11 protein-coding genes and 4 pseudogenes are annotated in these 13,331 nt (G+C 62.4%); 3 read left to right on the forward strand and 12 right to left on the reverse strand.

Annotated features, from left to right (window positions below; all coding sequences use genetic code 11):
* Positions 1-184, forward strand: a pseudogene (locus IVA74_RS09740) (hypothetical protein); the annotation flags it as partial.
* A 415-nt stretch (positions 185-599) separates the two neighbouring features.
* On the opposite strand, the gene IVA74_RS09745 reads toward IVA74_RS09740, so the two are convergent.
* From IVA74_RS09745 to IVA74_RS09755, 3 genes are all read right to left on the reverse strand, one after another.
* Complete coding sequence (locus tag IVA74_RS09745; protein ID WP_247342204.1) at positions 600-791, reverse strand: hypothetical protein; 192 nt, start codon at positions 789-791, stop codon at positions 600-602.
* Between the two features lie 20 nt (positions 792-811).
* Positions 812-1,180 (reverse strand): hypothetical protein, encoded by a 369-nt coding sequence (locus IVA74_RS09750; protein ID WP_247342206.1) that lies wholly within the window; start codon positions 1,178-1,180, stop codon positions 812-814.
* Positions 1,181-1,348: 168 nt separating this feature from the next.
* Entirely contained in the window at positions 1,349-1,678 is a 330-nt protein-coding gene (locus IVA74_RS09755) for a Fic family protein (RefSeq protein WP_247342209.1), read from the reverse strand.
* Positions 1,679-2,176: 498 nt separating this feature from the next.
* Between IVA74_RS09755 and IVA74_RS09760 the strand changes: the two genes are divergently transcribed.
* Entirely contained in the window at positions 2,177-3,757 is a 1,581-nt protein-coding gene (locus IVA74_RS09760) for a Fic family protein (protein ID WP_247342213.1), read from the forward strand.
* A gap of 321 nt (positions 3,758-4,078) precedes the next feature.
* On the opposite strand, the pseudogene IVA74_RS09765 reads toward IVA74_RS09760, so the two are convergent.
* Both IVA74_RS09765 and IVA74_RS09770 read right to left on the reverse strand, forming a co-directional pair.
* Positions 4,079-4,260: pseudogene (locus IVA74_RS09765) on the reverse strand (PIN domain-containing protein); the annotation flags it as partial.
* Positions 4,257-4,451: pseudogene (locus IVA74_RS09770) on the reverse strand (hypothetical protein). The pseudogenes IVA74_RS09770 and IVA74_RS09765, both read right to left, overlap by 4 nt.
* Positions 4,452-6,347: 1,896 nt before the next feature.
* Between IVA74_RS09770 and IVA74_RS09780 the strand changes: the two are divergent.
* Positions 6,348-6,911, forward strand: a pseudogene (locus IVA74_RS09780) (helix-turn-helix domain-containing protein); the annotation flags it as partial.
* A 180-nt stretch (positions 6,912-7,091) separates the two neighbouring features.
* Here the strand turns inward: IVA74_RS09780 and ccoS are convergent.
* The 7 genes from ccoS to ccoO all read right to left on the reverse strand — a co-directional run bounded on the left by ccoS (position 7,092) and on the right by ccoO (position 13,330).
* Complete coding sequence (gene ccoS, locus IVA74_RS09785; protein ID WP_247342297.1) at positions 7,092-7,259, reverse strand: cbb3-type cytochrome oxidase assembly protein CcoS; 168 nt, start codon at positions 7,257-7,259, stop codon at positions 7,092-7,094.
* Positions 7,259-9,448: a cation-translocating P-type ATPase gene (locus IVA74_RS09790; RefSeq protein WP_247342216.1), complete on the reverse strand. Its 2,190-nt coding sequence runs from the start codon at positions 9,446-9,448 to the stop codon at positions 7,259-7,261. The genes ccoS and IVA74_RS09790 overlap by 1 nt, the downstream gene beginning before the upstream one ends.
* An 11-nt stretch (positions 9,449-9,459) precedes the next feature.
* On the reverse strand, positions 9,460-9,945 hold the full coding sequence (locus IVA74_RS09795) for a FixH family protein (protein WP_247342219.1): 486 nt from the start codon (positions 9,943-9,945) through the stop codon (positions 9,460-9,462).
* 15 nt (positions 9,946-9,960) lie between these two features.
* Positions 9,961-11,427: a cytochrome c oxidase accessory protein CcoG gene (gene ccoG, locus IVA74_RS09800; RefSeq protein ID WP_247342221.1), complete on the reverse strand. Its 1,467-nt coding sequence runs from the start codon at positions 11,425-11,427 to the stop codon at positions 9,961-9,963.
* A 108-nt stretch (positions 11,428-11,535) separates the two neighbouring features.
* Entirely contained in the window at positions 11,536-12,411 is an 876-nt protein-coding gene (ccoP, locus tag IVA74_RS09805) for a cytochrome-c oxidase, cbb3-type subunit III (protein ID WP_247342224.1), read from the reverse strand.
* 6 nt (positions 12,412-12,417) lie between these two features.
* Positions 12,418-12,582: a cbb3-type cytochrome c oxidase subunit 3 gene (locus IVA74_RS09810; protein ID WP_247342227.1), complete on the reverse strand. Its 165-nt coding sequence runs from the start codon at positions 12,580-12,582 to the stop codon at positions 12,418-12,420.
* A gap of 13 nt (positions 12,583-12,595) precedes the next feature.
* Positions 12,596-13,330 (reverse strand): cytochrome-c oxidase, cbb3-type subunit II, encoded by a 735-nt coding sequence (ccoO, locus tag IVA74_RS09815; RefSeq protein ID WP_247342231.1) that lies wholly within the window; start codon positions 13,328-13,330, stop codon positions 12,596-12,598.
* Position 13,331: the final 1 nt, after the last annotated feature.

The following is a 13,331-nucleotide window of genomic DNA, read 5'->3' on the forward strand; positions in this document are numbered from 1 at the left end:
AAACCTGGATGCGATGCTGGCGAAGTTCTCTCAGTATTCGTTCATCGAGTGGATCGATCTCTACGAGCTGATCGACGAGCCGGACAAGACTGGTCCCGAAGGTCGGTTCGGGTTGATGTTCAATCTGTCGACCCCGAAGCCGCTCATGTCGACGGTTGACAAGTATACGGGTGGCCCCCAGTAGGCCCCACCCTGCACCAGCACCGACACCAGCTCCCGTATCGCCTCCGGCGCCGACCATATCCGTGTCCTACCGATGCTCCTGCGTACGGGGCATCGGTCATTTCGTTTTCCTGTCGATCACCCTGATCGCTTCAGCAACCTCAATGACCGCAACCGCGCATCCGGCATCGGCCTGTTCAATGCCGGTCGCCAGCTTGGCTGGTCTCATGGGAGCAGCCCTGCTCCACAGATCGATCGACGATACCCGACCTGTCGGCTTGGAAGCTCGCGGTTCAGAGCGGCACGCTCATTGACTCAACGCTCTTTGGCCTGTGAGAGACCAATCCGTCCTTCATCGCGCTCCGCGAATGTCTCCCCAGCCCTCGCTTGTTCAGCAAAGGCCACAATGCTTGCTTCCGTTTCGGCGATCTGAGTCTTCATCTGTTCGGGACGCGCGGACCATCCGCCGCCATGCGCCTGATGCGGTCGATTTCTTCGGCTGTCTGAGCCTGCACCTCATCGGATAGAACGTGAGGGGGCGGCAATGCGCAGAGCTTCTCGAACTCATCGCTTTCGCTCTGGAGCACGATCAACGAGTAGTCGGAAAATACGATGAGGGCATCGACCATCTCGTCGGTCTCGTCTAGGATCAAAACTCACGCACGCGGCGAGCCTTTGGATCATATTTTGTGGCGGCCGCTGAAGAGGATTCTGATTCGACATCCAGGCTATGATCCAATGAAGATGACAGAGGCTCAGCTCGCTGTTCCGGAGTCGTTCGAGAAGGCCGTTGATAAAGCTCCTCAATCTTCGTGACTTCGTCTGGCGTTAATTGGGAGAATTCGTTGTCACGGGCGCGCTTTGAGAGTCGCCCTTCATTCTGTTGCAAGAATCCAAAGAGATTGTTGAGGGTGCGCTCCGGCATGTCGATCATGTTTTCGACGCCCGCCCGGAATGTATCGAAGCTCCGCAAGAACCGGATTTCCTTCGGAAGATCCTGTTCGATGGTCCTCTGCACGCATTCGTACAGAAACTCCGCGTGCGGCGTTGCATCGAAAAAGCGGTAAACGTCAGCCGTATCGTTCAGGACCTTGACGTTGCCCTGTGGAGTAGGCTGCCATTGGACGCATGGCAGCAATTTACTCGAATAGCTTTCTAATCCGTCCTTGTATTCGGCGATTTTGTCTTAGGATGGCGGCTGAAACCGGAAAGTGGATGCCGCCGGATTGAATCCGTCGTGCCAGGTGCGGCCATTGCCGTCCTCGAATGGATGGATGTAGACGAACCCGAAGGCCAGCACGGCGGCAGCCACAACGGGGTCAAGCTCAATTGACGAGGCCTGGTCGAACGCGATCAATCCGTGGACGAGGGAGGCGATATCTTCGTGATGCGCGCTGATATGGTCGGGAATGGGTCTCTGCGTCTCGTGGTCATGCTCACCGACGAAACCGCCTTCCTTCCGAAAGCCGAGCTTCACGAAACGCTCATCACCGATGACAATGCGGTGCAGGCGCAAGAACACCGTCTCATCGAGCGGCGTCCATCCTGCTTCGCCGATGACCCTATCCCACCGCTGGATAAGATCCTGCGGCGGCTTCTCGCCTTCGATGACGCAGCTCGATTTTGAATCCTTGAGGAGAAGGGTCAATTGCGCGGGCCCGCCGCAACGCTCTGGCCATGGCGCCTGGCTCGGAACGCCGGCGCGAACGTCAGGATCCGGCCCGATGGGCGTCGATGTTGTTCAGGAGGACTCGCTAAGCGTAGGCATAACCGGGTTCCTTGCCGATCGGCGGCCACATTCTCAGCCAGACAAGCACCTTAACGTCGACCTTCCACCGGAAGGCGCTCTAGCCAGGTCTAGCTCGGCTTCTCGGCCTAAGCGCCTTGCAATAATTTATTGTAATTACGCAACTGAATTTTATTGAGAACGCCAGCATAATACTATTGATATTGAACGGCGTTATATTATTGTATTCGCAGGACATCAAACTATCGGAACCTCCCGAGCTGGAACATGCCCACTCTCCACGACAAACTCGCCCAGTCCCTCACTGAGCTGAAGACCCTCAGCAACGGCGGAAATCGACGAATCTTCCGGAGCGACGAACTTTCGCGCACCCACCGCGAACGGCTGGTGAAGGCCGGGTTCCTGAAGGAGATCATCAAAGGATGGGTGCTGATGACGCGGCCCGAGGAGCGGTCGGGCGACAGCACGTCGTGGTACTCGTCGTTCTGGGAGTTTTGCCGCGCCTACTGCAACGAGCGCTTCAAGAGTGACTGGGTCCTCTCGGCAGAAAGCTCAATCCCGCTACTTGCAGAAAATCTCAACGTTCCGAAGCAGATCGTGATCGCGGCACCGACCGCCAATAACCAAACCCAGCCCCTTCTCCATGGCACCTCCCTTTATCTGTACAAGGCGACCAAACTGCTGGTGACCCCGGTCAAGACCGCCGGGGTCCAGACCTTTCCGGCGCCGGAGGCGATCTGCGCTGCCGCGCCAGCTTTCTGGCAGACGCAGAAGAACGACGTCATCGCCCTGCTCGGTTCGCAGAGGAATGCCAGCGCAATCCTAAAAGTCCTCCTGGAAGGCGGACATGCGGCCGCGGCGGGGCGCATCGCCGGGGCGTACCGACTGCTGGGCAACACGCGGGCCGCCGACGATATCGTCACCGCGATGACGGCGGGCGGGCACGATGTCAGGGAAGATGCCGATCCATTCAAAGCGCCGGTACCGATGCAGCTTCCAAGCCGGGCCACGCCACCAATCATGACGCGAATCCGTCTCATGTGGGCGGAGATACGCGAAAAGGTGTTAGCAAATTTCAAGCTTGAGCCGCGGCGTATCAACGATCATGACGGATATCTGGCCGCGATCGACGAACGGTACACCTCGGACGCGTACCACTCGCTTTCTATCGAAGGCTACTCGGTCACGGAGGAACTGATCGAGAAGGTGAAGACCGGAAAATGGGATCCCAACGGCAGCGATGGAGATCGCAAACAAACGGATGCAATGGCCGCGAAGGGCTACTGGGATGCGTTCCAAGTGGTCCGTGGCGCGGTGGCCCGCGTGCTCAACGGCGAGGACGCCGCCGAGATCGCCGATCGAGAGCACCTCGACTGGTACCGGGCCCTCTTTCAGCCCTCAGTTCAAGCCGGCATCATCAAGCCCAAAAACCTCGCCGGTTATCGAACTCACTTCGTTTTCATCAGGAACTCGGGACACACACCGGTCGCTTGGGAATCGGTACCTGACGCCATGGAGGCTTTTCTTGATTGCCTGAAGGAGGAGAAGGATCCGCGCGTGAGAGCTGTGCTCGGACACTTCATATTCACCTTCATACACCCTCTTCCAGACGGCAATGGCCGAACGGGCCGCTTCCTCATGAATGTCATGATGGCATCGGGAGGACTGCCTTGGACAATCATTCCCGTCGGCAGACGCGACGAATACATGCGGGCACTCGAGAGCGCGAGCGTACAAGGTGATGTCGGTCCCTTCGCCGCATTCCTGGCAGACTGTTGTCGTCGTGAACCGCCTCCGCCCCGGCAGAGCCTTCCGGGAGAAGTCCAAGCACTGGCGGACCTCGGTTGAGGATCGCGCCGGACTAGGGCTCGGCAAAAAGCCCAGTGCCACCAAATCGCGCGCGCACGTTGCGAGCCATCGCACGGCGAGATGCCGACGTGACCGGCGCCCGTGGGCTAACCTCGAAGCGCGCGCGATCATGATCGGGATGACCAGCATGATGATCAGCGATCAAGCTGACCAGCACCGATCGCGATCGGCGTGATCTCGATCATCATCCTCGGCGGCATCAGCATGCCGATGTCCAGCAGCAGAAGCAGTACGCCATTCCGCTGTCAGCCTCAGAACGGACGTTGGGAGGCCGTTCTCGGCTGCAAGGTCGAGGTGCTGACCAAGGGCCTTCTTTCTCCCGACCCGCGCGGCAGCGCGCGGATGCCGAACAACAGTTCGGCGATGGTGACGCTGGAGAAAAACAGCGTCTCGGCCCCCTGGGCGTCGAGCCAGTCACGAACCGATGGATGCGGTTCGGACTTCATCGCCTCGGAGACCAGATTCGTATCGAGCAGGATCATTCGAAGCGCATCGGCTCAGCGGGACGCGCGTCGCGGCCATGTTCAAGTGCCTCGACATCGGCATTGGTGAGGCCGATCTTCTCGGGACGCACGGCGGCCTCCAGAATGGCGCGCATTTCCGCTTCCGCGCTGCGATTGTGCTACGCCGCGCGGACTTTCCCCTTGTAGGCAGCACCATTCTCAAGCGCGATCGTGCTGCACGACCGGGTCCACGAAGGTGATGTGCAACGTGATCGGCCCTCTGGAACCGTCGAGCAACACGCGAAGCCTGCTGCGCGTAGCACCGAACCCGAGAACGACTCCTTGCTTGCCGCTCAGACGCGGTCCAGCCGCTTCGCAAACGACTACACGCTCACCTACGGTCCAGTCGTGGAGCGTACTTTCACTGGCACATGTCACTTTGAGTGTCCGAGGACTTTACCCGTCCCAATTCCAACCACGCCGAAAGAGACACGCAGTTAACGATCGCACATCGGGTCCCTCCGTTTCCGACACGCCTCGAAATGCTGCAAGACTCGCATAACCGCGGCCCGACGCCTAGTCGAATGTTAGAGCTCTGCCTGGCGGTTCAGGGCCGGACTGGATCCACCAGTTGGCGTACGAACCTCCGGAATGCTGGTCTACTTTGAATTGGAGGATCCTTTTTGCAGTGGCGTTTATCCATTGGTCTAGGAGGGCCTAACGGGCGCTCTCAGGGCAATGAGCGTTCTGTCCACCGTCGCAACGATATCCGCGACCGTGCTGTGGTCGGCATCGCGGTGGTGCTGTTCACGACGCATGACCATTCGGAGGTTGAGGACGATGACTGCCACAAAACTCTCGCGACCCTTCCGTGAAAGAAATGCTCTCGAGCGCCTGGGACCGGGAGCTGGCGAAAGATCTTGCCCAGGAAGTCGAGATCTGCACAGGCGACCGCGCGAAACGTTCGCCGACATGCGCGGCTTCCTTGCCGTCAAGGGCTACCGGGAATTTCTGCCGGCCGCAGAAGGCTCGCGTAAAAAATCGTCGAAGACGCGCTGAACTTGGTCGCTCACGCGATACGCTCCTACGCGCTCGAAAGGCCGGCTCCATCCGCCGCGCTTTTCCGGAGCGCGGCCGTGATTGTTCCGAGTGGCGCGACGCTCGTGAAAACCTGCATACGCTGATAATCGGCGTCCTAGCCGAATTACGGGCTCTTCGGCGAAGCCGCCGAGAACGCCCTCACTATGTTGAGGAGTCTCGTTCGCGCCTACGTGCTGAACGAACTCATGCACACGGTCGTGGGATCGATTCCTACGACGAAGCGTTCGACGAGGCCCTCCAGGTCTTTCGTGCTCGGGCTGCCGGCTTTCGCTTCCTCGAGAGGCGGCCGGGCGAGCGGGCCGTTGCGGCAGGAGCTTGCGTACGTCGCCGATCAAGAGGAAGGATGGGCCTCCCGGTAGGGAATCGAGGTAAGGTCTGGCAACGGCGCTGGCCGAGATTTTGGGTTGAATGCGCTCTACGGCCGGACGCCCGGGGGAGAAATACTGCAATTGCGGCGGACCAGCTACGTCCGCGCAAAGGACATTGCGCTGGCGCAACGGCGGCCCCGGCCGGCTTCAATAAGAAAGCATCACACCAGAATTGGGAGCGTATTGGGCATGAAGAAAACAGAGAAGACTTATCCCATTCTTGAAGGCCTCCTGGATGTTTTCGGTAACTGGCTGAGGCATCGCCGTGAACTCCGTGAGTTGCATCAACTCTACTGCGGCACGAATCGCGCCGATCTGCGCGTTACGCCTGCAGACCTCGATGCGTGGTCAAGGACGCTTGCGGCTGACGAAATTGCCCGGGTTACTGAAGGTTCTCGGCATCGACCACGAGGATGTCTTCGCGATCGAAGCCGGCAGTGCTGCGCGACGAGCGGGTCTGCACCCAATGCGACCGGAAGGTTGAGTGCAACAACGATGTCGAGATCAGGGTGGATACCAGAGATTACGAAGACTACTGCCTCAACGCTCCAACGATGCAAGCGCTCAGCAGCAGCCTGGAGGGCCACCAGAGATGACGCCGAATTTGACCGTGTGGCGGTGCCTCGCATCCTCCGCCCATCAGCAAGGAGATCGCCGATGCTTCCGCCCGCACTCTACACCACCCAGCCTTCCACGACGCGCTCCGCGCCCTCGCCGTCCGCTGCGTTCGGCGGCTGGTCGGCGGCTGGTCGGCGGCTGGTCGGCCAGACGGCGCTCGTGGCCAGCGAATTCGCAAGCGGCAAGGACGAGGAGATCTCGGCGAGGGCCCACCGCATCGCGGCCGAAGCGATCCTCGAGACCACGGTGCGCCTGGTAAACCGGGCGAGCCCGGACAAGGCGGCCAATACAGACTGTCAGTTTGCGCGCAAGCTCTGGACCCTGACGGCCGGCGAGCTGAAGCACGCGGAGGACCACATGCTGCTGCTCGGCCGCAAGAACGCCATGGAGGATTGCGACCTTCCTGCTCGAGACGGACATCCCGCACCGCGGCCGCCGGCCTGATGGCCGTCCGAGTGCCGCCGTGACATCGGCGACTATCTCGGCCTCATCCTGGAGACGGTCTCGCGAGCCCTGTCAGAGCTTCACGCCTAAGGCCTTCTCGGCTTCTCCGGAGCGCGCCAGATCGTGCTGCGCCATCGCCAGCATTTGCCGGACATGGAGGTCGGACTCCCGCCACGCCGCCGGTCCGTTCAGTTGCGCCGCCTTCGATTGGCAACAACGCCCCCATGCAGTGACACAACCTGCCGTCATAACAAACCTGGTCAACCCTCCATCAACGACGACAGGGATGCTCTCCCATTCACTGGAAGTCCGCCGCACCTCGTGTGGAAAGCTACCGCTTTACCGCTTAGCCGGCGCCTCTTGCGGCGGCTCGTCGTCGGCAATCGCCCGCCACGCTGCGCCGTCGAGATCGTCGTACTGGCCGCTCCGGAGCGACCAGAGGAAGCCGGCGAGGCCGGCAAGACCGAGCATCAGCGCCAGCGGGACCAGAATGATCAGGATCTCCATCACACGATCTTCCGCGAGGCGCTGCATGCCCGCAGCGAATTCAGCATGACCAGGATCGACGAGCCGCTCATAGCGGCAGCCGCGATCAGGGGCGTGACGACACCGCTGATCGCGATCGGCACCGCCAGGACGTTGTAGCCGATCGCAAGCCAGAGGTTTTGCCGCATCAAATGCAGCGCCTTGCGCGCGGAATCGATGGCGGCAACGACTGGCGCCAGCGGCCGGCCGAGGAAGACGAGATCGGCGGTCGCCTGGCTGAGATGCGCGGCCGAGATCGGCGACATCGAGACGTGGGCCGCCGCGAGCGAGGGTGCATCGTTCATGCCGTCGCCGACCATCAGCACTCTTGCGCCTCGCCGTTTCAGCTCCTCGATCCGCGCGATCTTGTCGGCCGGCGTCACGCCGGCGCGCCACTCGGCGATGCCGAGCGCGTGGGCGGCCGCCCTCACCGCCGGCTCGCGGTCGCCGGAGAGGATCTCGATGCCGATGTTGCGCGCCTTCAGCGCCGCGATCACGGCCTGCGCATCCGGACGCAGCCCCTGGCGCACCGAGAGGATGAATTTTTCCGTTCCCTTGCTGAAAGCGACGATGGAGGCTTCAGCGTCGAGATTGACGCCGCCGGCCAACGCCTCGGCGCCGCAGAAGGACGGACGACCAAGACGAATCTCGACGCCCTCGACCACAGCGCGCACGCCCTGCCCGGCCTCCTCGACCGCGCCGACGATCGGCGATCTGGCGCCGGCGGCCTGCGCGACCGCAGCGGCCACCGCATGATTGCTCGACAGCGCGAGGCGACCGGCGAGCTCGAAGATATCAGTGGAGATCTCGGCCGCATTCGTGACTGCGAGATCCGGCAGAGTCAGCGTGCCGGTCTTGTCGAAGATGATGTGGTCGGCTTCGGCCAGCCGCTCGATGGCGTCGCCCGAATTGAGCAGCACACCCGACTTGAACATCGCGCCCGAGGCCACCGTCTGCACCGTCGGGATCGCAAGCCCGAGCGCGCAGGGACAGGTGATGATCAGCACGGCAACGCCGGTCACGATTGCATCATGCCAGCTCGCGCCGGCGATGACCCATCCAAGGACGGTGAGAAGCGCGGTCGCGTGGACCACCGGCGCATAGAGCCGCGAGGCGCGATCCGCGAGCCGCATGTAGCGCGAGCGCGCCTGGAGCGCGTTGTCGAGCAGCCGCGTGATCTCGGCAAGCAGCGTGGCTTCTGAGGCGGCCGAGACCCGCACCCGCAGCGTGCCGGAGATGTTCATCGAGCCCGCATAGACCGGCGTGCCCCGCCCGGCCGTGACATAGAGTGTCTCGCCGGTGATCAGGCTCTGGTCGATCTCGGAGCGTCCCTCGATCACGGTGCCGTCGACCGCGCAACGCTCGCCGGGCCGCAGCAGCACGATGTCGCCGGGATGGATCGCCGCAACCGGCACCTGCGAAATCTCGTCAGGCCCGACGAACTTGGCCGCGGTCTCGGCCTTGAGTGCGGCGAGATTGCCCGCGACCGCGCGCGTCCGCCGCCGCGTGTTCTGGTCGAGGAAGCGGCCGACCAAAAGAAACGTGAGCAGCATGATTGCCGCGTCGAAATAGGCGTGCTCGGCGTGGTGGATGGTCTCGACCACGGACATGCCGAGCGCAAGGCACACCCCGATCGAGATCGGCACGTCCATGTTGGTGGTCTTGTTCGATAGCGCGCGCCAGGCCGAGCGGAAGAACGGCTGCCCCGCATAGGCTGCCGCCGGCAGCGCGATCAGCGCCGACAGCCAGTGGAAAAAGTCGCGCTGCTCGGGCAACATGTCGGAGACATTGCCGGACCACACCGGGATCGACAGCATCATCACGTTCAAGGTGGCGAACGCGGCGACGCCAAGGCAGCGCAGCAGGAAGCGCGAACCGGCAACTTCCGTCGCCTCCGCGCTCTCGGTCTCGTAAGGATAGGCCTTGTAGCCAAGCTCTGCCAGCCGATCGATGAAACGGCTTGGGTCGAGCGTGCCCTGCTTCCATTCCAGCGCGACGCGCCGGTCGGTGAGGTTCACCCGCGCCAGCGTGACGTCGGGAATCGCCGACAGTCCGCGCTCGATCTTGGCCATGCATCCGGCGCAGTGAACGCCCTCGACCGCGAGATCGATGTGCTGGACGCCTTCGCCCGCGGTCCGGACGTAGTGCGAGAAGTCCCGCGTGATCTGCATGGCGAAATCCTTCAGTTCAGAATGACGCGGTTGCGTGACAGGAAGACGCGCGCGCCACGCACTTCGCCCTCGATCACCATGTCCCATTGCCCGGGCGCGACGGAGGCGGCATTGCCGCGATAGATGCCGATGCCGGCCTCCGAGAGCTCGACCGCGAGATCAGCTCGCTTGTCGGTCGGCCGCTCCAGGCGGCCGCCGAACTTCAACCCGCTCACCGGATGCCCGGCAGCGTCGCGCGCTTCGACCTGGAGCACGGCATTGCCATCGGCGCGCCGCTCGATATGAGCGTTAACCTGCCATTTGCGCGCGGCTTGGTCCTGCGCCGCCGAGATCTCGCGGTCATAAATGAGGCCTGCGGCATAGGGGCTGTCGACGTCGGTGCCGGGCAGCGTCGCGATCGCAAGCTTCATCATGGTCACGTTGACGCCGATCACGACGCCGAAGAAGGCGACCAGCATCGGGAACACCTTGGTCCCGGTCAGCGGCTTGGATGCCATGGGTGTCTCCTGGACTTACGGTGAGACGAAATTGTCGGTGGCGGACGCGGCCTCGCCGAGCCCGATATCGGTGACGTGGAAGCGGACGGGAATAGACTTCTCTGGATTGCTGTCCGCCGGCGCGGTCACGAGCAGCCGCAACTCGCTGGTGGAGTCGCGGGGGATCACGATCATCGGCCGGTCCGGCGTCACGGAATCAACGCCGATGACGTGAATGGTCGCGTTGGCCGGACCGTTCGCGTCGATCGCGATGACGCGGTCATAACCGCTCTTGTTCAGCAGCCGCACCGTATAGGCGTTGCGGATCGAGCCGTCGCTGAGCCTGACGGCGACCGGATTGCGGTCGTGCAGCACGTTGACGTCGAGCAGGCTGCGGGTCGCGAGGATGTAGATCATGATGCCGCCGACGGCCGCGATGATCGCGCTGTAGGCGACAGTGCGGGGACGGACGATGCGGTAGACCGGCGCCTTGCCTTCCTGGCGGCGATGGATATTGATGTCGTTGTCGTAGCCGATCAGCCGCTTCGGACGGCCGATCTTGGTCATCACGTTGTCGCAGGCATCGATGCAGAGGCCGCACTGGATGCATTCGAGCTGCGGCCCGTTGCGGATATCGATGCCGGTCGGGCAGACCGCGACGCATTGATAGCAGTCGACGCAGTCGCCAGCGTGCTCACCGATGGCGCGCAGCTCGATCGCCTTCTTGACCGAGGTGCGCTTCTCGCCGCGGTCGTAGCGGTAGGTGACGTTGAGCGCCCATTCGTCGGTGAGCGCCGCCTGGATCCGCGGCCAGGGGCACATATAGACGCAGACCTGCTCGCGCATGAATCCGGCGAGCACATAGGTCATCGCGGTGAGAATGCCGATCCAGGCATAGGCGATCATCGGCGCCTCGAAGGTGACGAGCTGCTTCACCAGCGTCGGCGCGTCGTTGAAATAGAGCACCCAGGCGCCGCCCGTCCACCAGGCGATCAGGAGCCAGATCGAATGCTTGAGCACGATCTCCGAGATGCGCTTGAGCCTCGTCGGATCGGACGATTTGTCCTTCTTCATCCGCTCGCGCCGGTCGCCTTCGATCAGGCGCTCGACGGCGTAGAACAGGTCGGTCCAGACCGTCTGGGGACAGAGATAGCCGCACCAGATGCGGCCGCCGACCGAGTTCATCAGGAACAGCGCCACCGCGGCGACGATCAACAGGCCCGTGAAGTAGTAGACCTCCTGCGGCCACAGCTCGATGAAAAAGAAGTAGAAGCGGCTGTTGGGCAGATCGATCAGCACCGCCTGGCTCGGAGCGCCGAGGCCGCGGTTCCAGCGCACGAAGGGCAGGAAGTAGTAGATGCCGAGGCAGAACGCCATCAGGCCCCATTTGATCCGGCGGAAGGTGCCGGAGACGCTCTGGGGATAGACCTTCTTCCGGGCTGCGTAGAGCGGCCCGTAATCGTCGTCCGATGTGAGGTCGTTCGGGTTCACGGTCTTGTTCATCGTCAAAAGCTTCTCGCAAAGGTGCGATTAAACCTAGACCCGACGCCGCGGCGTCAGTTGATCCAGCGCAAACGGGGGCGTTTTGTTCGCCCGTCTTCCGTCAATGGGCTATTTTCCACCGCCCAGCGAGTGGACGTAGACCGCCATGGCCTTGATGGTGGCCGGATCGAGCCGCCCCTCCCAGGCCGGCATAACGCCGGCGCGGCCTAGGCTGATGGTCTCGATCAGGCTCGCCTCGTCCGAGCCATAGAGCCAGATCTTGTCGGTGAGGTTCGGCGCGCCCATCTCGGGGTTGCCCTTACCGCCATCGCCATGGCAGGCGACGCAATTCTCGGCGAAGATCTTTTCGCCCTTCGCCGCGTCGTAGCCCTTGCGGGTTGGCAAGCCCGATAGCGACCGCACGTAATTGGCGACCGTGACGATCTCGTCCGGCTTCAGCACGCCGTCCTTGCCGAAGGCGAGCATCTGGCCCTCATGCGCCTTGGCGTGACCGGAACGCGCGCCGAACTGGATGGTCTGCATGATCTGGTCGAGCGTGCCGCCCCACAGCCAGTCATCGTCGTTCAGGTTCGGATAGCCTTTCGCGCCGGCGCCGCCGCTGCCGTGACACGGCGCGCAATTGTCGCCGAACACCGTCTTGCCCTTGGCGCGGGCGAGCGCCAGCAAGGCCGGATCCTTTTCGATGTCGGCGAGCGAGGCCGCGCCCAGCGCCACCATCTTGTCGCCGCGGATCTTCTCGAGGTTTGCGAGCTCGACTGCGACGTCGGCGCGGGACGAGTATCCGAACATGCCCGTGGTGTTGCTGGAGATCAGCGGCCAGGCCGGATAGACGAGCCAGTAGCCGATCGCCCAGACGATGGTGAGGTAGAAGGTGATTACCCACCAGCGCGGCAGCGGCGTGTTGAGTTCCTTGATGCCGTCCCACTCGTGCCCGGTCGTGGACGTGCCGGTGACGGAATCGATGTCGCTATGATGATCGGTCATGATCTCTCACTCCTCCCGCAACGGCAGGTGTGCCGCTTCGTCGAAAGCGGCCTTGTTGCGAGGCCAAAATGCGTAGGCGATGATCGCGAGAAAGATCGCGATGAAGACCGGCGTCCAGATCGTGGTCACGAGACCGGACGGAAGATTGTCGAGTGTCAGGATGGCTTTCATCGTTGATGCCTTCTCAGCGAAGATTGGCTTTATCGTTGTAGATCTTGAAGTCGACCAGCGTGCCGAGCATCTGCAAATATGCGATCAGCGCGTCCATTTCGGTCGGCGTGCCGGTCTTGCCGTCGAAATTGCGCACGACGGCCTTGACGTAGCGCTTGCTGAAGGCATCGCTGCCGGAATTATCGGGATCAGCCTGGGCCTTCACATCGGCCCTGGCGCTCGCGATCTGATCGTCGCTGTAGGGCACCCCGACGGTTCTCAGCGTGCGCATGTGGTCGGCGATCGTGTCGGGATCGACCTCGGTCTGACTGAGGAACGGATAGCCCGGCATCACCGACTGCGGCACGATGGCGCGCGGGTTGGTCAGATGGTTGACGTGCCAGTCGTCGGAATATTTGGCGCCGACGCGGGCAAGATCGGGACCGGTGCGCTTCGAGCCCCACTGGAACGGGTGGTCGAACATGCTCTCGGCGGCGAGCGAGAAGTGGCCGTAGCGCTCGACCTCGTCGCGCAGGGGGCGGATCATCTGCGAGTGGCAGAGATAACAGCCTTCGCGGACGTAGACGTTGCGGCCTGCGAGCTCCAGTGGCGTATAGGGCCGCACCCCGTCGACCGCCTCGATCGTGCTCTTGAGGTAGAACAGCGGCGTGATCTCGACGAGACCGCCGATCGCGATCACCAGCAGGATGCCGACGATCAGGATGATCGAGTTCTTCTCGAAGACTTGATGGCGTGTCCAGAACGACATG

It is taken from the genome of Bradyrhizobium sp. 132 (genome assembly GCF_023074185.1).
Taxonomy (GTDB): domain Bacteria; phylum Pseudomonadota; class Alphaproteobacteria; order Rhizobiales; family Xanthobacteraceae; genus Bradyrhizobium.